General features: G+C 70.5%; 19 protein-coding genes and 1 pseudogene. 9 read left to right on the top strand and 11 right to left on the bottom strand.

Annotation, left to right across the window (positions count from 1 at the left end):
* Window positions 1–10: 10 nt before the first annotated feature.
* From EAS64_RS19115 to EAS64_RS19095, 5 genes are all read right to left on the bottom strand, one after another.
* Window positions 11–2,458 (bottom strand): AAA family ATPase, encoded by a 2,448-nt coding sequence (locus EAS64_RS19115; protein ID WP_246115747.1) that lies wholly within the window; start codon window positions 2,456–2,458, stop codon window positions 11–13.
* A gap of 230 nt (window positions 2,459–2,688) precedes the next feature.
* The gene (locus EAS64_RS19110) at window positions 2,689–3,186 is read right to left on the bottom strand and encodes a GNAT family N-acetyltransferase (protein WP_145854465.1); all 498 of its coding nucleotides are present in this window, start codon (window positions 3,184–3,186) and stop codon (window positions 2,689–2,691) included.
* Window positions 3,187–3,191: 5 nt separating this feature from the next.
* On the bottom strand, window positions 3,192–5,006 hold the full coding sequence (gene murJ, locus EAS64_RS19105) for a murein biosynthesis integral membrane protein MurJ (protein ID WP_187366008.1): 1,815 nt from the start codon (window positions 5,004–5,006) through the stop codon (window positions 3,192–3,194).
* A 207-nt stretch (window positions 5,007–5,213) separates the two neighbouring features.
* Window positions 5,214–6,266, bottom strand: coding sequence for an isopenicillin N synthase family dioxygenase (locus EAS64_RS19100; RefSeq protein ID WP_246115746.1), 1,053 nt, complete (start codon window positions 6,264–6,266; stop codon window positions 5,214–5,216).
* A gap of 315 nt (window positions 6,267–6,581) precedes the next feature.
* Window positions 6,582–7,868 (bottom strand): MFS transporter, encoded by a 1,287-nt coding sequence (locus tag EAS64_RS19095; protein ID WP_145854461.1) that lies wholly within the window; start codon window positions 7,866–7,868, stop codon window positions 6,582–6,584.
* An 85-nt stretch (window positions 7,869–7,953) separates the two neighbouring features.
* On the opposite strand from EAS64_RS19095, the gene EAS64_RS19090 reads away from it, so the two are divergent.
* Together EAS64_RS19090 and EAS64_RS19085 are read left to right on the top strand one after the other, a co-directional pair.
* On the top strand, window positions 7,954–8,538 hold the full coding sequence (locus EAS64_RS19090; protein ID WP_145854459.1) for a MarR family winged helix-turn-helix transcriptional regulator: 585 nt from the start codon (window positions 7,954–7,956) through the stop codon (window positions 8,536–8,538).
* A 12-nt stretch (window positions 8,539–8,550) separates the two neighbouring features.
* Window positions 8,551–8,781: a mycothiol transferase gene (locus EAS64_RS19085; RefSeq protein ID WP_145854457.1), complete on the top strand. Its 231-nt coding sequence runs from the start codon at window positions 8,551–8,553 to the stop codon at window positions 8,779–8,781.
* Here EAS64_RS19085 and EAS64_RS45940 read toward each other — a convergent pair.
* Both EAS64_RS45940 and EAS64_RS47510 read right to left on the bottom strand, forming a co-directional pair.
* Window positions 8,778–9,245, bottom strand: a complete 468-nt coding sequence (locus EAS64_RS45940; RefSeq protein ID WP_246115745.1) for a hypothetical protein — start codon at window positions 9,243–9,245, stop codon at window positions 8,778–8,780. The genes EAS64_RS19085 and EAS64_RS45940 overlap by 4 nt on opposite strands.
* A gap of 44 nt (window positions 9,246–9,289) precedes the next feature.
* Window positions 9,290–10,066, bottom strand: a pseudogene (locus tag EAS64_RS47510) (MFS transporter); the annotation flags it as partial.
* Between the two features lie 91 nt (window positions 10,067–10,157).
* Between EAS64_RS47510 and EAS64_RS44830 the strand changes: the two are divergent.
* The 5 genes from EAS64_RS44830 to EAS64_RS19060 are packed head-to-tail and all read left to right on the top strand — an operon-like array spanning window position 10,158 to window position 14,736.
* A complete protein-coding gene (locus EAS64_RS44830) occupies window positions 10,158–10,352 on the top strand; it encodes a hypothetical protein (protein WP_222849408.1) in 195 nt (64 codons plus the stop codon).
* Window positions 10,327–11,025 carry a site-specific integrase gene (locus EAS64_RS19075; protein WP_222849407.1) on the top strand — a complete coding sequence of 233 codons (699 nt, stop codon included), beginning with the start codon at window positions 10,327–10,329 and terminating at the stop codon, window positions 11,023–11,025. Before EAS64_RS44830 ends, EAS64_RS19075 begins: the two co-directional genes overlap by 26 nt.
* Before the next feature lie 53 nt (window positions 11,026–11,078).
* Window positions 11,079–11,603 (top strand): PadR family transcriptional regulator, encoded by a 525-nt coding sequence (locus tag EAS64_RS19070; protein WP_145854453.1) that lies wholly within the window; start codon window positions 11,079–11,081, stop codon window positions 11,601–11,603.
* Entirely contained in the window at window positions 11,600–12,349 is a 750-nt protein-coding gene (locus EAS64_RS19065; RefSeq protein ID WP_439333609.1) for an ABC transporter ATP-binding protein, read from the top strand. Before EAS64_RS19070 ends, EAS64_RS19065 begins: the two co-directional genes overlap by 4 nt.
* Window positions 12,346–14,736 (top strand): FtsX-like permease family protein, encoded by a 2,391-nt coding sequence (locus EAS64_RS19060; RefSeq protein WP_145854451.1) that lies wholly within the window; start codon window positions 12,346–12,348, stop codon window positions 14,734–14,736. Before EAS64_RS19065 ends, EAS64_RS19060 begins: the two co-directional genes overlap by 4 nt.
* A 19-nt stretch (window positions 14,737–14,755) precedes the next feature.
* Here EAS64_RS19060 and EAS64_RS19055 read toward each other — a convergent pair whose 3' ends face one another.
* Both EAS64_RS19055 and EAS64_RS19050 read right to left on the bottom strand, forming a co-directional pair.
* Window positions 14,756–15,025 carry a hypothetical protein gene (locus EAS64_RS19055; RefSeq protein WP_145854449.1) on the bottom strand — a complete coding sequence of 90 codons (270 nt, stop codon included), beginning with the start codon at window positions 15,023–15,025 and terminating at the stop codon, window positions 14,756–14,758.
* An 83-nt stretch (window positions 15,026–15,108) separates the two neighbouring features.
* Entirely contained in the window at window positions 15,109–16,524 is a 1,416-nt protein-coding gene (locus EAS64_RS19050) for a glycosyltransferase family 39 protein (RefSeq protein ID WP_145854447.1), read from the bottom strand.
* A 198-nt stretch (window positions 16,525–16,722) separates the two neighbouring features.
* Between EAS64_RS19050 and EAS64_RS19045 the strand changes: the two genes are divergently transcribed.
* Window positions 16,723–17,070, top strand: coding sequence for an SRPBCC domain-containing protein (locus tag EAS64_RS19045; protein WP_145854445.1), 348 nt, complete (start codon window positions 16,723–16,725; stop codon window positions 17,068–17,070).
* Between the two features lie 21 nt (window positions 17,071–17,091).
* Here the strand turns inward: EAS64_RS19045 and EAS64_RS19040 are convergent, their stop codons facing one another.
* The gene (locus EAS64_RS19040; protein ID WP_187366005.1) at window positions 17,092–18,003 is read right to left on the bottom strand and encodes an aminoglycoside phosphotransferase family protein; all 912 of its coding nucleotides are present in this window, start codon (window positions 18,001–18,003) and stop codon (window positions 17,092–17,094) included.
* 104 nt (window positions 18,004–18,107) lie between these two features.
* Here EAS64_RS19040 and EAS64_RS19035 point away from each other — a divergent pair, with 104 nt between their 5' ends.
* Complete coding sequence (locus EAS64_RS19035) at window positions 18,108–19,097, top strand: aldo/keto reductase (protein WP_145854442.1); 990 nt, start codon at window positions 18,108–18,110, stop codon at window positions 19,095–19,097.
* Here the strand turns inward: EAS64_RS19035 and EAS64_RS19030 are convergent.
* Window positions 19,057–19,488, bottom strand: coding sequence for a MerR family transcriptional regulator (locus tag EAS64_RS19030; RefSeq protein WP_145854440.1), 432 nt, complete (start codon window positions 19,486–19,488; stop codon window positions 19,057–19,059). The two genes, EAS64_RS19035 and EAS64_RS19030, sit on opposite strands and share 41 nt — an antisense overlap.
* Window positions 19,489–19,558 lie beyond the last annotated feature (70 nt).

Raw genomic sequence — 19,558 nt, 5'->3', positions numbered from 1 at the left:
TCCGGTGGGGTTAGACGGTCAGTTCGGCGTAGGCGCCGCGGACGTCGTCGGCGGTGAGGGTGGTGAGGTCGGCGGCGGTTGCGGACTCGCCCAAGCGCACCACGCGGACGTCACGGCAGGCGCAGGCGCGCTCGAACAGGGAGCGGGCGAACCGGCCGTTACCCAGATCATCGATCCGGCCGGCCCGTTCGGCCTGCGCGAAGATCTGCTCGAGCACGCGGACCGCCTCGGGCTCGAAGGCGTCACCCGACTGCTCGGCGTGCATGACCGCGATGCGCGACAGATCCCGCGCGGTGTAGCTGGGGAAGGTGACCCGGGTGCTGAAGCGTGACGCGAGGCCGGGGTTGGAGCGCAGGAAGCGGTCCATGTCGCCGGTATAGCCCGCGAGCACGATGACGAGGCGGTCGCGGTCATCTTCCGCGCGCTTGAGCAGCGTCTGCACCGCCTCGGCGCCGAACGCGTCACCGCCGGAGTAGCCCTCGTTGTGCAGCGAGTAGGCCTCGTCGACGAACAGCACGCCGCCGAGCGCGGAGTCGACGAGCCGGTTGGTCTTGATCGCGGTCGAGCCGAGGTGCTCACCCACCAGGTCGGCGCGGTGCGCCTCGATCACCTCGGGGCGGACGAGCAGGCCGAGCGCGGCGAAGATCCGGCCGAGAATTCTCGCCACCGTCGTCTTCCCGGTGCCCGGTGGCCCGGTGAACACGAAGTGCCTGGCCGGCGGCTGGCTGGTCAGCCCCTGGCGGTCGCGGAGCTTCGCGACGCGCAGCTGCGCGGCGATCGCGCGCACCTGCTGCTTGACGGGCTCGAGCCCGACAAGCTCGTCGAGCTCGGCGAACGCGGACTCCAGCGTCGGGGTGTCCTCGTAGCCGCGCAGCCGCGAGGTCAGCTCGGAGTATGCCTTCTCCAGGTCGGCGGCACCTATCGTGAGCAGGTCCTCGGCGCGCGGGTCACCGCCCGCGCCCATCACCCGGACGTCACGCGCCTGGCCGGCCTTCTCGAGCAGCGTCCTGACGAACCTGCCGTTGCCAAGCTCGTCGGTGATGCGCCGGCGCTCCATCTCGTCGAGCATCCGCCACAGCACCCGGCGCGCGTCCGGGGTGAGGCCCTCCTGGCGGGCCGCGAGCTGCGACTCGGCGAGGGCGAGCAGTTCCTCCGCCGAATAGGTGGGGAACTTGATCCTGGACGCGAAGCGGGAGGCCATGCCCGGGTTCGTGGCGAGGAAGGCCTCGGTCTGCTTCTCGTAGCCGGCCAGGATGATGATCAGGTTCTCCCTGTCGTCTTCCGCGCGCTTGAGCAGGGTCTGCACCGCCTCGGCGCCGAACCGGTCGCTCTGCCCGTCGCCCTCGTTCACCAGGCTGTACGCCTCGTCGATGAACAGCACCCGGCCGAGCGCCGAGTCGATCAGGTCGTTGGTCTTGATGGCGGTCGCGCCCAGGTACTCGCCCACCAGGTCGGAGCGCTGCGCCTCGACCACCTCCGGGGTGTCCAGCAGGCCGAAGGAGTAGAAGATCTTGCCGATCACCCGGGCCACGGTGGTCTTGCCCGTTCCTGGGGGGCCGAGGAAGACGAAGTGCCGCATCGGCCGGTCGGTGCCGAAGCCGGCCACCGCCCGGCGGCGCGCCGCCTCGATGGACACGGCGATCGAGCGGACCTGCTCCTTGACCGGCCCGAGCCCGATCATCGCGTCGAGTTCGGCGAGCGCCTGCTCGGGGGTGATCACCGGCTTGGGCGCCGCGACGGCGGGCTGCGGCTCACGTGCCGCATGGTCGGCGAAGACCTGGGCGACGCCCTGCGCCCTGGTGCTGTACTGCGCCGGCGAGTGGCCACCGCCGGCGCGCGGCATCGGGCCTGACCGCCGGTCGGGCACGCTGCCCGCAGGGCCGGCCGGCGCGGGTGGCGGCGGCACCGGGGCCGCGCCGGGCGCGTGCGCGGCGAGCGGGCCGTCCGGGCCGAACATGCGGGCCTCCTGCGAGCCCTTGGCGGCCCGCCAGCCGATGAGCGCGGCGGCGATCACCCAGATGGCGATCACAGCGAACATGGTGTTCTGCGGCGAGGCCTGCACGATGAAGAAGACGACGGGCGATGACCACAGCAGCGACCAGGCCACGGTGCGGCAGGAGATGAACCAGCGGGACAGCGGCCTGATGTTGGCAAGCGCCGCGACGAGGAACGGGGTCACCAGCATGGCGAGCAGCCACCCCGGCGGCACCGTGGCAACCGTGCGGGCGGTGGGCGCCGCCGTCGGCGCCGCGTGGGTGTTCAGCCGGTTGGCGCTGATGAGCACGTAGACCCAGGCCCAGAAGGCCGCCACGTACACCGAGGCCATGACGGTGCGCACGCCGCGGAACACGCAGATCGGCGCGAGCAGCCAGGGCAGGAAAGCCACCGAAAGCGCCGCTAGCACCGGCCGCATCAGCACGGGAGCACGTCTGATCGCCGCGTGGACGCTGTCGACCACCGGCACGGGCTCTTGCCCCGCTGTTCGGACCCTAACGGGTGGCAACATCGTGCTCCCTCGGACAGTGGTAAATCCCTGTATAGCGCATTGACCGGGGCCGGGGACAGCACGCACACGGACGCGTTGCGTGAGGTTGGCCTGCTGAGCGGCTTTCCAGCGCCGGAAGATGGCAGGTGGGGTGTGAGAGTCTGACGCATACGTTCGGGATAATGATTTTGATTTTCTCTTTACTAGACCGGACAGCTGAGATCGATTTCGTCACGTAGCGGAATGCCGAAATCGCCAGTCCGCGGAATCTCCGGCTTGTGCTGCCGCGACCGGTCCACCGCGCCCGGCCGGAGCGCGGCGAGCCGGAAGCCGCGGCGCTGGTAGAAGCGGAGCGCGCCGACGTTGTCGTTGGTCGTGGTCAGCGTGACCTCATGGCAGCCAAGGCGCTTGGCCTCGGCGCGGACCGCCTCGATGAGCAGCGTGCCGATTCCCTGGTAGAGGTTGAGCGCGTTGATCGTGACGATTTCCAAGACTCCCGGCCGCACCTCGAAGGTGACCAGGCCGGCGATGCGGCCCGCGCGCTCGGCGATGAAGCCGGGCAGTTCGGCCGGGTGGAAGACATCATCGTGCACGACAACCTCTGGAGCACCCCACAGCTGCGTGGTCAGCCATGCCACCGTTGGCCGGTCGTTCTCCGCCACCGGCCGGATCGCCACGTCCCGCGGGTACACATCCTCCATGATCGCTACCGCAGGCTCCGGGCCAGGCGGCGCGCCCGGCCCGCCACGGCACGCAGGTCACCCCGGTCGAGCGCGTACGCGACCAGCCCGAAGACCAGCACCGCGAGCGCCGCGGCGAGCACACCATTGCCGGCCTGCGCGATCTTTCCGCCGTCCGGCGCGAGCAGAGTCACCGCCAGGCCGGCGGCGGCGCCGGCGGCGCCCGCCGCGAGGCCGGCCGCCGTCGCGTGCCCCACGCCGGCCAGGGCGGCGCGGCCCCTCAGCCGCCTGGTCGCGATCACCATCGGGATGGCGACGGCGACCATGCCGGTGCTACCGGCGAGCGCGAGCGCTGCTACAACCAGGCGGGGCGGCGCGAGCAGCACGAGCGGGACGGAGAGTACCGCCTGGAGCAGCGGTCCTGCCACCAAGCCAACGCCGGCGATCTTGAGCTTGCCGAGCGCGAAAAGTACCCGTGACATGTTGACGATGACGGCATAGCCGAATACGCCCGGAGCACAGAGCAGCATCCCCTGCGTGAGCTGGGTGACCTGACCGGGTTCCTTGGCCAGGATGTGCGCGGCGGGGACCGCGACCGCGGCGATCACGGCCGCGCCGAGCCAGGACATGAGCACGACCGCCCGCGCCGACCCGGCGCAGGTGCGGTCGAACGCGTCGCCGTCGGCTGCCGACAGCACCGGGAAGACACTGGTCACGATCGCGATCGGGAGCACGGAGCACACCGAGCTGAAGACAAGGGTCTCGTAGTTGACCAGGACAAGCGCGCCGGTGTCGCCGTGGCCGTTGGCCAGAGCAATCGTGATCACGCTGTAGATGTCGCCCGCCAGGAATTCGAGAAGGCCGACAAGGGCGAAGCCGCCGGCCTTGCTCAGCACGCCGGGCGGGAAGACCAGTGTCGGGCGCAGCCGCAGCCGGAGCCGCCAGGTCGGCGGGATCGCCACGATGACCAGCATGCCGATGTTAAGCGTGGTGCCAACGGCCAGCACGAGCTCGGCCGAGAGGGGGGTCCGAGCCAGGGTGGCGTTGTGGTCGAGCGATGCGAAAACCAGGAACGACGTGATCGTCACCACGTTGGCGAGCACCGGAGCCAAGCTGAAGCCAGTGAACCTCCGGTACGCCTGGAGCAAGCCGAACAGGACGACGGAAAAGCCGTAGAGCAGGATCTGCGGCGCGAATACGACCAGCATGTTCGTGGTCGCGTCAATCATGTCGCCGCGCGGGCACGCGGCGTTCGGGTTGACCGGGTTCAGCAGTTCGGCGATCGGGCGCGCGGTCGCGGCAATGATCGCGGTGAGCGGCAGCAGGATGACGACCGACCAGGTGAGCAGCGCCGAGGAGACCTGCTCGACATGCTGCTTGGCTGCGGGGTCATCCGACGACCGGGCCGCGGACCTGGCGAGTACCGGCACCATGGCGCTGGTCAGCGCGCCGCCGATGGCCAGCTCGTAGATCAGGTTCGGCACCTGGTTGGCGGTGACGTAGGCGGTGCCGAGGCAGCCGGAACCGACCGTCTGCGCGAACACGACGGTGCGCAGCAGGCCGAGTATCCGCGAGCAGGTGGTGAGCACCGCGATGATGAGCGCGCCGCGGGCGATGCCCGCCGCTACCTTGCTCCGGCCGGTCCCGGTCTCAGTTTCCTGCTCAGGCCCGGTTTCGAGTCCGGCGTCGAACTCGGACAGCGGCTGCGGTTCCCGGTCGGCTGCCGTTGCCTGGAGGGTCTCCTTGCCGGGTTCGTACTCGACTTCCGGCTCGGTTCGCTGGCCGGTTTCCCGCAGGGGCGCGCCGGACGAGCCAGCGCTGCCTGGTTGCCTGTCCGGCATCGTCGCCCTTCCCGACCTGCCCCGGAGGCTGCGGGGGATCCGCCCCCCGGAAGAAAACTGCACCCGCTCCGTTGACCCTTCGCCCGACGACATGGCCGCTTCGCTCAGGCTACGACCTCACCACGCTTCTTGACGGACTCATCACGTCGTTTCGCGCGATCCTTCACAACGGGTTGCGGTATCACGCCGCGCTACCGCGCTGCGCTGTCACATGGGGCGCAGGCGTGCCGCTTCCCTGGTCGCGTTCGGGTTGAGCTGGCCGCCGCGCGAGCCCGCGAGCTTGGCGGCGAGGTGCTCGCCCACCGTCACCGGCTCGTACCTAGCCGGGTTGCCCGCGGAGACGCAGCTCGGCAGGCACTCGATCACCGCGTCGATGTTGCCGTCGTGGAAGTAGGCGGCGGACCGCCGCGGTACGAGCCTGCCGTCAATCCGCGGCGCGGCGACGCGGTGCAGGGTGGAGATCCATTCCTCGTTGGTCCAGCGGGCGGTGGCGTCGCCCAGGTTGACGAGCAGCGCGCCGCCGGCCGGCAGCACCGGGTGCCAGTTCCCGTCGACGCCGTGGATCTCCAGGCCGGGCACCTGGTCGGCCCAGAGCACGGTCACGATGCCGTAGTCGGTGTGCGCGCCCATGCCGAGCTGGTCCTGCTCCAGCTGGACGTCGGGCCCGGGCAGCCGGTAGTTGTTCATGCGCAGCACGTCGATCGAATGGTTGGTGAACCGCTCGAAATAGTCCTCGCTGCCGCCGAGCGCCACGCCGAAGATCCGCACCATCGTCCTGGCCACCCGGCCCGCGGACTCGAACCAGGCCGTGACCGCGGCCTCGAAGCCGGGGACCTCGGCGGGGTACACGTTGGGCGCGTAGACGTCTTCCGGCAGGCCGAGCCCGGGGAAGTCCGCCGCCGAGCTGCCGACGTTGATCGCCTCGAACAAGTCCGCGGCGGAGGCAAGACCGAGGCTGTTGGCGAGCGATTCCGCCTTCGGCGGCGTGTAGCCGCGGTTGATGCCTGGCGGGCAGCGGTACTTGGCCTTGGCCGCCGCGTCGAGGGCGAAGAACGAGTCGGTCGCCCTGGTGAAATCGGTGAGCGTGCTCTCCGAAATGCCGTGCCCGGTGATCTGCATGAAGCCGACCGTCCGCGCGGCCTCGTCGACCCGGCGGACGACCTCGGACCGCGCCGCGGGGTCGGCGTACGGCATGCGGAAGCTGGAGATATCGATCACGGGCACGGCGAGGATGCCGTCGCGCAGGGCGGCTGATGACACGGGGGGTTCTCTCCTACCTGGCGGTCGTCAATGACCGGTTATGCGGCTACCAGCCATGACAACAGTCAATATGAGCAGCTCAGATAACACCAGTGTGCCCTCTGCGTTACAGTGCCGGGAACATCTGCCCTCGCCTGCGTCGCTCTGTTAGCAGGCGATCACCCTCCGCAGAGGGATTGCCGGGCACATTTCGCCACTATTGCCCAGCGCGTTTTCCGTACACCTAGGTAGTCATGGTGTTACGTTGCGTGTTCTATGAACCTGCGAGTGCCGCGCGCCTGACCCGCCAGCCGTGGCGTGGCGGGTCAGGCACGGTCAGGCGGTGGCGCCGGCCGCCGGCGCCCCAGCCGGCGGGGATGGCGGCGGTACTTCTTGCGGTGCTGCTTCTGGCGGTGCTGCTTCTGCTGGGGTTTGGCGCAGCCGCAGGTTGCGTACGTCTGGCAGCGAAACGGGGACCGCTAGGGAGATGAGGACCAGGATCGCGGCCCCGGTCAGCGGCCAGGTGTAACCCCATTCCCGCGCCAGGATCGGCCCGAGGGCGTAGCCGAGCGGCATGGCGCCGAGTGACACCAGCCAGTCGTAGGCGGAGACGCGGGCCAGGACCGCCGCGGGAATCTCCTGCTGCACGGCCGTCTCCCACACCGGGTTAAGGAATCCCAGGCACGCCATCGCGAGGCCGTACGCGATGACCACCGCCCAGGCGGGAGCGGCGACCGCGAACAGCACGAGCGGCACGGCGAAGCTCATCAGTGCGGTGTTTCCGGCCAGGATGGCCCGGCTCACCCGGGCCCGCCCGGCGATGAAGGCGCCTGCCAGGTAGCCGACCGCGCTCGCCTGCAGCGCGGCGAGCCAGACGGTCTTGCCGCCGAGTTCGGTGACGGCGATGAGCGGTCCGGTCGTGGCAAGCATCCCGGCCGCGAAGTTCCAGCTGGCGTGGCCGATAAGGCTTGTCCAGTACCAGGTGCGCGCCGTGACCTCGGCCCAGCCCGCGGCAAGGTCCTCACGCAACGACTGCGCTGGCACGTGCACCGGTCGCACCTTGAGCAGGGCCAGCGTGAGCGCGCTGACCGCGAAGGTGGCCGCGTCGAGCACGAAGGCCCAGCCCGCGCCCGCGGTGAAGATCAGCACGCCGGCCAGGGCCGGGCCTGCCAGGCTGGTGGCGCTGCTCGCGATGCCCATCAGCGCGTTGGCGGCCTGCCGCCCGTCCTCGTCGGTGGTGCCCGCGACAAGCGGGAGGGTGGCCGGCGAATCGAAGGCGGACGCCACGCCCTTGACCGCGGCCGCCACCGCGATCAGCAGCAGGTCGATGTGCCCGGCGAGCAGCAGCAGGCCGATGCACAGCTGGGCGCCGCCGGACACCAGGGCGGCCGCGAGGGCGACGCGCCGCGGCCCGAGCCGGTCGGCCACCACACCGCCGAGAGGCAGCAGCGCGACCTTGGGCAGCAGCGAGCAGACCAGCACGACCGCCAGGCCGCCCGATGAGCGGGTGGCTATGACGATCGCCAGGGTCAGCGCGGCCGGGCTGACCGAGTCGCCGAGCCCGTCGATGACGCGGCCAGTGAACAGCAGCCGGAAGTTCCTATTGCGGAGCGGATGCGCCATGCCGCGACAATAATTCGCCAGCGAAAGATCTGTCAACGAAATATCGACTGTCGCAATATCTGTTGAGCTTGCTAAGCTGCCTGTCATGCGGCAAGATTCCGTCGACCGGCACATCGAGCACTGGCAACGGGAGATCCCCGATCTCGATCCGCTGGTCGAGGGGGTTGTCACCCGGATGCAGATGGTGCTGCGGCATCTCAAGCAGACGAGGCAGGCCCTGCTCGCCGCGCACGGCCTCGAGGAATACGAGTACGCCACCCTGCATTTCCTCGGCGGTCGCGGTTCCGGCCACCGGGCGACGCCGAGCGACATCGCCGCCTGGCACAAGATGTCGCCCTCTGGCATCACCGGCCGTCTCGACGCGCTGGAGAAGCGTGGCTTCATCAGGCGTCTCCCCTCACCCGCCGACCGGCGGAAGGTCATCGTGGAACTGACCGAGGAGGGCCGCCGGGCCTGGCTCGACACGTTCGACCCGCAAGGCAACGAGGAGGCGAAGGTGCTCGCCGCGCTTGAGCCGGGCGAGCAGGAGCAGTTCAACGAGATGCTGCGCCGGATGATGCAGGTCTTCGACAGGCCCGGCCTGCTGCACACACCGGATTCGGTGGCAGGAGACGCGGCGACCGCGGCGCGGTCGCGGAGTCGCTTCACGCCCGATCCAGGACCGGAATGACCGAGTAATCGCTTGTTCGCGCTGTCTGACCGGTCATCCGCGATAGCCAAGGCCGACGCGATCATCGCCGCGACGCCGCTCGACGCGATGCCGAAGTGGTGGCCCGACTTCTTCAACGACTTCCCCGCGCGGCCGCTGCGCAGCACCATCCTGCACGTCATTACCGAGACCGCCTGCCACGCCGGCCACCTGGACGCCGCCCGTGAGCTGACCGACGGCACCCAGTGGCTGGTGCTCGGCTAGCCAGTGCCCGGCGCCGAGCCCGATCCTGGCCAGGGCATGCGGCGGATGGAGGGCACCGCGAAGACGGCGAGTGTGCCAAGGACGGCCCAGGCCGCGCCGAATCCGAGCACCGTGCGGGCGCCGAAGGCCGCCGCCGCGGGTCCCGCGGCGATGAAGGCGACGGGCCCGAAGGCGAACGCGCCGACCATGTTGAACGCCCCGACGCGGGACAGCACCCCGGGCGGCACCAGGTGCTGCTCCACTGTCGTTTCGAGCGCGCTGCCGAGCGCGGAGCCCAGGCCGGCGAGCAGGGCCGCGGCGGCCACCGCGACCGCCGGCAGGTGCAGGGCGAGGGCGAGCGGCGGCAGCGGGAAGCCGAGCGTGGCGAGGTTGGCGACCACCAGCGGCCGCCGGGGACGGCGGCCGAGCGCGAGCAGGCCGCCGAGGATCGCGCCAGCGCCGTAACAGGCCAGGATGTGCCCCACGCACGGGCGCCGCCAAGATAGTCGCGGGCCAGGACCGGGCCGAGCACCAGGTACGGCCCCCAAGTCAGCAGGTTGAACAGGGCGAACGCAACGGTTGGCGCCCAGATCCAGTCGCGCGCGGCGAACTCCGCCCAGCCGTCGGCTAGTTCGCGCGGCAGGGAACGGGCCGCTGGCCGCTCAGTGCGCGGGAAGCGGAGCATGGCGAGCGCGACGGCGCTCGCGGCATAGCTCGCCGCGTCGGCAGCGACCGCCGCGGCCGGGCTGGTCGCCGCGATCAGGATCCCGGCGAGGGCGGGCCCGGCGATCTGCGCCGCGGGCCGCGCCACGGCGAGCAGCGCGTTGACATCGCCAAGCCGCTCACGCGGCGCCAGATCGACCGGCAGTCCGGACAGAGCGGGCTGGAAGAACGCGTTGCCGGTGCCGACCACGAGCGCGGCGGCGGCGAACAGCCACAGCCGCGGATGCCCGAGTGACAGCGCCGCCGCCAGGCCGCCCTGCGCCAGGCACCTGGCCACGTCCGCGGCCAGCATGACCGGCCGGCGTCCGAGCCGGTCGGCGAGCGCACCGCCACCGAGCATGAACGCGATCATCGGGACGATGTTCGCGGCGAGCACGACACCGAGCCCGGTAGGCGAACCGCCGTTGCCGAGCACGGCAAAGGCGATCGCAACCGTCGACATCGCGGTGCCGAGCAGCGACGCCGAATAGCCGACGTAAAAGAGGCGGAAGTCCCGGATGGCGAGTACGCCAAGCCTCTCGCCAGGGAATTTACTGCGGTAATTCAAGAATTTAGGCTCGGGCGATTTCACGCCTACCACCATGCCAAATGTCGCTTGGATAAATCAAATAAGCCGAACCCGTTATGATTCCTGCCGCAGTAAATGCGGATTTTAAAGAGGTTATGCTTGGGGAATGGGATTGCCAGTGCCAGTGGAGTACGCGGTCGCGGTCGAGCGGTACCTCGAGGAGGCGCCGATCGGCGGCCCGTCGCGCCGGGTGTACCGGATCTCGCTGGCCGGCTGGGCGTGGCCGCTCGCCGGGAAGCCGATACCGCAAGGCCGGGACCGGCGCGGCGCCGCCGGTGCTGCCGCTCGCGGTCCTCGATGACCCGGACACCGGGGACAGGCTGGCCGCGGAGTACGCGGCGCGGACCGCGGCGGCGGGTGCGCGGACCGCTAACCGCGAGCTGTCCGCGCTGCGCGGCGCCGTCGGCTGGTGGCAGGACCAGGACTGGCTGCGGGCCGATCCCACCGCGGGCCTGCGGCACTCACATACCGACACAGCCGGCGCACCGCTGACCGGGGAGCAGGTCAGTGCCCTGTTCCTGCTGCCGGTGAGCCTACGGGAGCACGCGCTGTGGCGGGTGCTGCACGACTCAGGCGCCTCGGCGGCGGACGTGCTCGCGCTCGATGCGGACCACCTCGACCTGTGGCAGCACCGGGTACGCCCCCATGCCGGCATCCGGGCCGACGGTCGGGCCGGCGCGGCGGGCATCGAGTGGGGCGAGGGGACGAGCCAGCTGCTGCGCTGGCTGCTCGCGGGACGGACGTGGGGACCGGTGTTCGTCACCGGGCGGCGGGCACCGGCGCGGGCCGTCGCCGCCGACGTGTGCGGGATGACCGGGCAGGCCCGGATGTCCTACCGCCGCGCGGCGGAGATCTTCACCGAGCTGACCCGGCCACTGGACCCGGCAGGGAGGGGCTGGACGTTACACCAGCTCAGCGGGGTCGGCCGAGCGCATAGGCTGGGCCTGCAGAGCGTGCTCGGCGGTGCTCCGTAGATTTTCCGCTCAGCTACTCTCCAAGAGAATACTCTTGGAGTATTCTCTTGAGCATGAGTGTTCCGCTGACCCTGCTTGGCCTGCTCGAGCGAGAGCCGAGTCACGGCTATGACCTCAAGCGCGACTACGACATGTTCTTCGGCCGCGGTAAGCCGCTGCGGTACAGCCAGGTGTACGCCACGCTGTCCCGGCTCGCCAGGGACGGGAAGGCGGTCGCCGGGCCGGTTGAGCAGGGGGCGGGTCCCGAGCGGCGCAGGTACGTGATCACCGAGGACGGCATCGCCGACGTCGAGCGCTGGCTGGCCGAGCCCGCGGAGCCGGAACCCGACCTGCAGAGCGAGCTATTCGCCAAGGTGGTGCTCGCCCTGCTGCTCGACCGCCCGGCGGACCGCTACCTCGACCTCCAGCGGGCAGCCCACCTGCAGCGGATGCGCGAGCTGACCGAGCTGAAGCGCTCTGGCGAGCCCCTTGACCTGCTGCTCGCCGATCACTCCATCTACCGGCTCGAGGCCGACCTGCGGTGGATCGACCACACCGCGGCGCGGCTCGACATGCTCGCCGGGGCGGTGAAGCGGTGAACGCGCGCATCGAGTCCGCCAGCGCTGGCCAGGTCGCAGGCAGTGGCACTACAGGCAGTGGCGCGGCAGGCAAGATCATCGAGACGCGGAACCTGGTCAAGTCGTTCGGGCAGACGCCGGCGCTGCGCGGCGCCACACTCGGCGTACGCGCGGGCGAGATCCTCGCCATCATGGGGCCGAGCGGGTCAGGGAAGTCCACCCTGCTGCACTGCATCGCGGGCATCCTGACGCCCGAGGAGGGTGAGGTCTGGTACGCGGGCGAGCGCCTCGACACCCGTAGCGACGACCGGCGCAGCGAGCTGCGCCGGGACCGGTTCGGGTTCGTTTTCCAGTCCGGTCAGCTCGTACCCGAGCTGACCGCTGAGGAGAACGTCGCCCTGCCGCTGCTGCTGTCCGGCACCCGGCGCGGCCCGGCGATGGCGGCGGCCAGGGAGTGGTTCGGCACCCTAGGTCTCGACGGGCTCGAGCGGCGCAGGTCAGGTGAACTGTCCGGTGGCCAGGCGCAGCGGGTCGCACTCGCCCGCGGCCTGGTCGGCAGGCCAGCGGTGCTGTTCGCCGACGAGCCAACGGGATCGCTCGACTCGATGTCCGGCGAACTGGTCATGGACCTGCTCACCGCCGCGGCGCGCGAGCACGGCACCACGGTCATCCTGGTCACCCACGACGCCCGCATCGCCGCGTACGCCGACCGTGAGGTCATTGTCAGGGACGGCAGGGTCAGCACGCTCACCGGGGCAGAGGCGTGATTTCCCTCGGGCTGCGGCTGGTCGTCAACGGCGGCCGCGAGGCGATCGTCCGGCTGGTCATCCTCACTGTGGCGGTCAGCCTCGGCGTCGGCCTGCTGCTGACCGCGGTGGCCGCGACCAACGCGGCCGTCACCTGGAACAACCGGCACGCCTGGTACTGGACCGGCACCTCGTCCGAGCCCCCGGGACCGGCGACGGCGGGCATCGCGCCGCTGTGGTGGCACCCGAGCGGCGACCTCTACGACGGCCAGGCCATCGTCCGGTTCGACGTGGCCGCCACCGGCGCCTCGTCCCCGGTGCCGCCGGGCATCCCCAGAGACCCGCCACCCGGCCAGTACTACGCTTCGCCCGCGCTGATCGCGCTACTGCGCGACGCCCCGGCGAACCAGCTCGCCGACCGCTTCCCCGGCCGCCTGGCCGGCGCGATCGGCGATGCCGCGCTGCCGTCGCCTGCCTCGCTTGTCGTCATCGTCGGGCGCAGCGCCGCGCAGCTGGCGCACGCTCCGGACAGCGTCCGGGTGACGTCGATCGCCAAGGCGCTGCCTGGCTACCAGACCGAGTGCGTCGGCCAAGGGTGCCGGACCGAGTGCCACGGCCAAGGCTGCCGGGCGACGCCGAACCCCAGGGGGCTGGCCTACTTCCCTGTCGACCCGGGAGGCGGGGCGAACTCCGTCGACCTCATCCTGTCCGTCGTGGCGCTTGCCGTCCTGCTCCCGGTACTGATCTTCATCGCGACCGCGACCCGGCTGTCGACCGCCCGCCGTGAGGAACGGTTCGCGGCGATGCGGCTGGCCGGCGCGACCCGCAGGCAGGTCTCGGTGATCGCGGCGATGGAATCGACCATGGCAGGGATCGCCGGGGTCGCCGCCGGCTTCGGGGTCTTCTTCCTGCTGCGCATACCCGTCGCGGCCATCCCGTTCATCGACCAGCCGTTCTTCCCCGCCGAGCTCAAGCTCAGCCTGCTCGACATCATCGCGGTCGCGGTCGGCGTGCCCGTATTCGCCGCTATCGCGGCCCGGCTGGCGCTGCGCCGGGTGAACATCTCACCGCTCGGGGTCGCGCGCCGGGCACGGCCGAAGCCGCCGGGCGCCTGGCGGGTGGTACCGCTGCTCGCCGGCCTCGGCGAGCTCGGCTTCTGGACGGTGCACGGCCACCCGGCCTCCGGGGCCGGGCAGGTCCAGGCCTTCGTGTCCAGCTTCGCGCTCATCCTCCTCGGCCTGTTCATCGCCGGCCCGTGGCTCACCATGGCCTCAGCCAGGGCCATGGCCCGGTGGACAAGCCGGCCCGGCACGCTGATCGCCGCCCGCCGCATCGCCGACGACCCCAGGGCGGCCTTCCGCGCCGTCAGCGGCCTGGTCCTCGCCCTGTTCGTCACGACAGTCGCGGTCGTGGCCATCACCACGCAGAACGCCAAAGAGCCCAGCCGGTTCGGCACCGTGGCGGAAGACAACATGCTGACTGACCAGTTCGCGGTCTCGTCGCCGGGCAGTTCGGTCTTCACCGGCGCCGGGCCTGCCGCATCGGCGGCCCCACTTGCCGCGCGGCTGCAGGCGATTCCCGGCGTCCAGGGAGTGGTCGTGATCCGCATGGACCCGTGGCTGAACATCCCGGGGAGATTCGACGACATCGGCAGCGACGGGAACGGCAAGTTCAGCCCGGTCCCGGCCAGCGTGGTCTCGTGCGCGCAGCTCGCGACCGTTCCCGCTCTCGGCCGCTGCCCGGCAGGGGCGGCGACGGCGGCCTACCCGGCAGGCGGGTACAACGGCACCGGAGTTGGCGGCAACAACGGCGCCACCGCTATCACCTGGCCGGCCGCGAACACACCCGTCGCGCGGCTCGACACCCTCGCCGTGGATTCAGTCAACGTGGGGACCGACGGCAGCTTGGCGGCGATAGAGCAGGCGAGGACCGTGCTCGAGACCGCGCACGCCTACCCCGTGCTCAACGCGCCGTCCACCCTCGACGACATCGTCAAGCAGGACAACTCCACCAACAGCGGATACCAGCAGCTCGCGAACGTGGTGATCCTGGTCAGCCTGCCGATCGCCGGCTGCACGCTCGCCGCGGGCATCGCGGCCGGGCTCGCGGACCGCAAGCGGCCGTTCAGCCTGCTGCGACTCACCGGCGCGCGGCTCGCCATGCTGCGCCGCGTGGTCGCGCTCGAGGGCGCCGTGCCGCTGCTGTCCGTCTCCGCCGTCGCGATCGGCGCCGGGTTCGCCGGCGCCGCGATGTTCGCGTCCGAGGCGCAGCAGTACCCGATGGTCGCGCCCGGCGCCGCGTATTACCTGCTCACTGCCGCCGGGATCATCATCTCCCTCGGCATCATCGCGGCCACCTTCCCGCTGCTGGCCCGGATCACCGGGCCGGAGGTGGCCCGGAACGAATAGCCGTCACATCCCCGGCCGGTTAGAAGCCGAGCGTCTGGGTCACCGGGTAGGTTGCCCTCCATTTGCCGTTGACCTGCACGTACACGGCCGGGCGCTTGCCGGGGAAGATGAGGGTCATCCTGGTGTACGTGTCGTCGCCCGGACGATTCTTGATCGCGCGGCTGCCCCAGAGGGTGACCAGGACCGGGACGGTGTAGATCTTGCCCGCGGCGTGGTTCGGGTAGTTGTCGTCCTCGCTGACGATGCCGTAGCCGCTGGCCAGGTGGCTGGTCCAGCTGGTCCAGTGCACGACATAGCTACACCTGACTGGTCCAGTGCACGACATAGCTACACCTGATTTGACGACGAACATCCGCGGACGGCCGTAACGATTTACACACGGCCCGCGTAATCCCACACGTAGAAGTCCGTCGTGCCCGAGTGCACGGTCGCCGCGAGCCGGTACCCGCCGGCCGCCTGCAGGTCCATGGCTATCGCGTAGTCCATCGGCAGCGTCTGGTTGAAGCCGAGTATCACCACCGTGTAGTAGTGCCGCTCGATCGCCCGCTGGTAGTACGCGGTATCGGTGCTCCGGGTGTCCGACCACTCCTGCCACGTCGTATCTGGCAGGTAGTACTGCAGCACATCGGTCGTCTCCACGAGAAAGTGCCCGCCATGGGCCGTCAGCGGACTGACGGCCTTGACGAGCCCGGTCACGTCCGGCCAGTCGACCATAGCGCGCGCCTGCACCGTGCCGAGCGCGGCGACGGGCAGCATTGCGGCGAGCGACGCCGTCAGGAAGACCCGCCGCCTGGACAGCTCGCTCAGCAGCCAGCCGGCCGCGATCACCGCGAACCAGGCGCCGAAGTCGACGTGCTTGCTGAGCGAGGTCACGGTCTGCAGGCGCGCCTGGTCGGCCGGCGCGAGCAGCGTCGAGAACGCGAGCACGCCAAGCATCAGCGCCAGCGGCCACTGGCGGCGTACCGCGCAGACGACGGCGGCCGCGACCGCCGGCACCAGTACGACGGCGGTCCACGAGCACGCCTCGCCCAGTGCCAGCGAGGCTGAATCGGTGCCGTGTGCGCGCCCGGTCGTGGTCACCTCGATCCCGGTGAGATAGCCGGATCCGCCGAGTGCCAGCAGCACGCCGAGGAGTGCGGCACTGGTTCCGGCGAGGATGGCCGCCCGCCTGAGGGCTTGTTTCCGGCCGGCGTCCGGCCACGCGCTGAGGAAGGTGACGGCGAGGACCGTGGGATCGTAGAGCGCAGTCGCGTACTTGGTCGCGTTGGCGAGTGCCAGCAAAATCCCCACCGCGATCATCCGCCGCGCTACCCGCTGACCGTCCCTGACTCCCGCGGCACACCAGCTCGCCGCGGCCAGGAGCAGCAGCGCCGGGGCGTCATAGGTCGCGAACGAGCCCAGGTGCAGTGTCGGCGCGACCACGGCGAAAAGCGCGGCGGCGAAGAATGCGGCGCGCTTGTCGTCAAGCAGCCGGGCCGCGGTACCCCAGACGAGCGACGTCACGCCGAGCATGCAGAACAGGGAAAGCAGCCGCGCCGCGGTCAGCCCGCCGATGCTGCTGGCGATGGCACCCAGCGGCGGATAGATGACCGGCGCGCCGGAGAACCAGGTCTGATACCCCGGGATCGCGGTGCCGTGCAGCCAGTGCGCCCACTCGAGATGCCCCGCCGACAGGTACAGCGCCTCGTCACCGAACGCGGTCTTGTCGCGCAGCATGCCGACGGACAGCGCCGCCTGGATCGCGAGTACCGCGAGCAGCGGCCACCGCGTCCGCAGTTCCCTGGCCATCCGCACACCCTGAGGGTAGGCGCACGCCGTGGCCTTGCCCGGTCATCTTGACCATCCACTCGGCGAACTCTCACCTGTCCCGAGGCTTCCTTACTCAACTGAACGCTTGACTGTCAGATTGCGCGGCAGGACCTGCAGCCTTAACCCCGAGACGCTCCGGTCGGCCGAGAGCTGGATTTCCGCACGCCGCACGGCGACATGGCCGAGGTCGAGCCCGGCACCGGCCCGTCCGAGTTCGACTTCCGTATCGGCGGGCACGAGCGGTTCGGTGTCGCCTTTCAGGGCGTCAGCTACACGTACGACGCCCGCTACTACGACATCGTTCCTGGCCAGCGGCTCGTCTACAGCTACGAGATGTACGCGGGCGCCGCGCGCATCTCAGTCTCTGTCGCCACCATCGAGTTCGCCGAGGCGGAGAGCGGGACGCGGCTGACCTGGACCGAGCAGGGCGCGTACCTCGACGGTTTCGAAGGCGCGGAGGCGCCGCGGCTGCGCGAGGGCGGTACCAGCGAGATGCTCGACGGCCTTGCCAAGTACCTGGCCTAGTCCCCGGCGACGATCTTCGCCCTATAGGTCCGCGAGCTGTTCCTCGAGCGTGCCGAGGACGACTGGATCGCCGGGATCGCCGAGCAGGCGGAGCGCGTGCCGCAGGCGGAATGCGGTCTCCAGCGGGCCCGAGTCCGGGTCAAGACCGCGGGCCAGCGCGTACGCCGCCCAGCCCCGCGCCCACAGGGTGCCGAAGTCGCGGCGACGGCGCCGCCACAGCCCGGTCCCCCACTCGCCGAAGTCGAAGTCCCAGAACGGGTGGTCGACGCGGGCCGTTTCCCAGTCAAGGATGCCGGTCAGCTCGCCGCCGTCGGCAAGCAGCTGGTCCTCGTGGATGTCGCCGTGCACCAGGACCGGCGTGAGCCGGGCGGCGCGGGCCAGCAGGTCCGCCCATGCCGCGGCGCGGTCCGGGCGGTCAAGGAGGCGTGCGGCCTCGGCGGCCGCCGCGGCGCAGGTGGCCGGGTCCAGCGCACGGCGCAGCCAGTTCTGCCAGGGGACGTCGTGGTGCTTGGGCGGCCGCGCTCCCGCGAGCGGCGGCGGCTCCAGCTCATGCCAGCGGGCGACGGCCCGGCCCAGCTGCCCGATGAAGGGCTCCGGGTCGGCAGGCACCGCACCGCGCAGGCGAGTGACGGCCGCGAAGGGAAACGGATAGATCTCCGGGTCCGCCCAGCGGCCAAGGAGGCGCGGCACCACGCTCAGCCGCGCTCCGGCCAGCGCACGGTAGGCGGTGAGCTCCCGCTCGAACCACTCCACGCCGCCGGCCGAACGCGGGAAGAGGAACACGCGGTCGGAGTCGACGAGGACCAGCTTGTTCCAGCCGTTCACGTTCAGCACCAGACGGTCAGGGTCCGCCCCGGTGAGCGACGCGAACCGCTCCGCCTGCGGCGGCACGAGCACGGCATTGACCGCTCGCCCCACCAGGTCGCCGCTCACGCCACGAGTATTGCCTGGACCGTGGCTGGCCGCCAGCAATGGCCTGAGGCCGCGCCCGATACTGCGCTTGACTTCGAGCGCACGCGAATGGCGAGCGTGGGGACATGCGATACACGACCATCGGAACCAACTCGGCGGCGCGCAAGGTCAGCGTGCTGAGCCTGGGCGCGATGCGGTTCGGCACGACGACCGACGAAGCGACGTCGTTCGCCATCCTGGACCGGTACGCGGCAGCGGGCGGGAACTTCATCGACACATCAAACAACTACCTGTTCTTCGTGAACGGCACGCAAGGCGGCGAGAGCGAGGCGCTGCTCGGCCGGTGGCGCGCCAGCCGCGGCGCAGGCGACGAGATCGTCATCGCGACGAAAGTCGGAGCGCGGCCTGTCGCGCCGTCGAGCGACTTCGCGACGCCGCGCGAAGGCCTGTCGCGCGCGGCGATCAGGGAGGCCAGCGAGCGCAGCAGGGAACGCCTCGGCGTGGCGCGGATCGATCTGTACTACGCGCATATCCCCGATCAGACCGGAGTTCCGCTGGACGAGCAGGTCGCCGCGTTCGGTGAGCTAGTGGCGGACGGCGCCGTCGGCCTGCTCGGCCTCAGCAACCACTGGGCCTGGCAGGTGGAGCGGGCGCGGAGCCTCGCGGCCGCCGCCGGGCGCGCGCGGGCCGACGTGCTGCAGTATCACCACACGTATCTGCGCATGCGCACCGACATCCCCGACCTGCGTTTCTCACGGGACGGCGAGATCGGCGTCGCGGACGGGCCAGTACTCAGCTACGTGCGCGCCGAACCCGGGATGACGCTGGTGGCTTACTCACCGCTGCTCAACGGCGCGTACACCCGTTCAGAAAAGAAGCTGGACCGCGCCTACGACCATCCGGGCACCAGGGCCAGGCTGCAGGCGCTGGACCGGGTGGCGCGGGAGGCGGGCGCAACGGCGAATCAGGTGGTGCTCGCGTGGCTGATCGGCGGGGAACTCTCGATCGTGCCGCTCATCGGCGCGTCCTCGGTCGCGCAGCTCGACGAGAGCCTGGCCGCGGTCGACCTGGAGCTCAGCGCGGAACAGCGGCAGCTTCTTGACGCGGCGAACTGAGATGGCTGTCCGGTGACCGGCACTCGCCGAGCGCCCCTTCGTAGTAGCCGATCTTCATGTCGATGGCCCCGAGATGGCCCGCCATCGCGGCGAGCTGCGCGCGCACGCGCTCACGGTGCACTCGCAGCAGCGTGAGCCGTTCGTCTTCGTTACCGTCGCCGGCGCGGACCAGTTCGGCGTACCGGCGCACCTCGCGGACCGGCATGCCTGTTTCCCGCAGCTTGGTGATCAGCTCGAGCCAGCCGAGATCGCCTTCCGAGTAGCGACGGTGTCCGGAATTGTCCCGGCCGACACCGAGCATCAGCCCGTCACGCTCGTAATAGCGCAGTGTGTGCCGCGTCAGTCCGGTGCGCTCTGCCACCTCCGCGATCGTCATTTCCGCAGACGTCATGGGCCAAGTCTTGCGCTTCGAGCGTGCTCGAAGTCAACCGCGAACGTTCAGAGCCATTAGCGGTCACACG

Source organism: Trebonia kvetii (genome assembly GCF_007827045.1).
Taxonomy (GTDB): domain Bacteria; phylum Actinomycetota; class Actinomycetes; order Streptosporangiales; family Streptosporangiaceae; genus Trebonia; species Trebonia kvetii.
The sequence above is the reverse complement of the archived record's forward strand: the minus strand, read 5'-3'. Positions and strand labels throughout refer to the sequence as shown.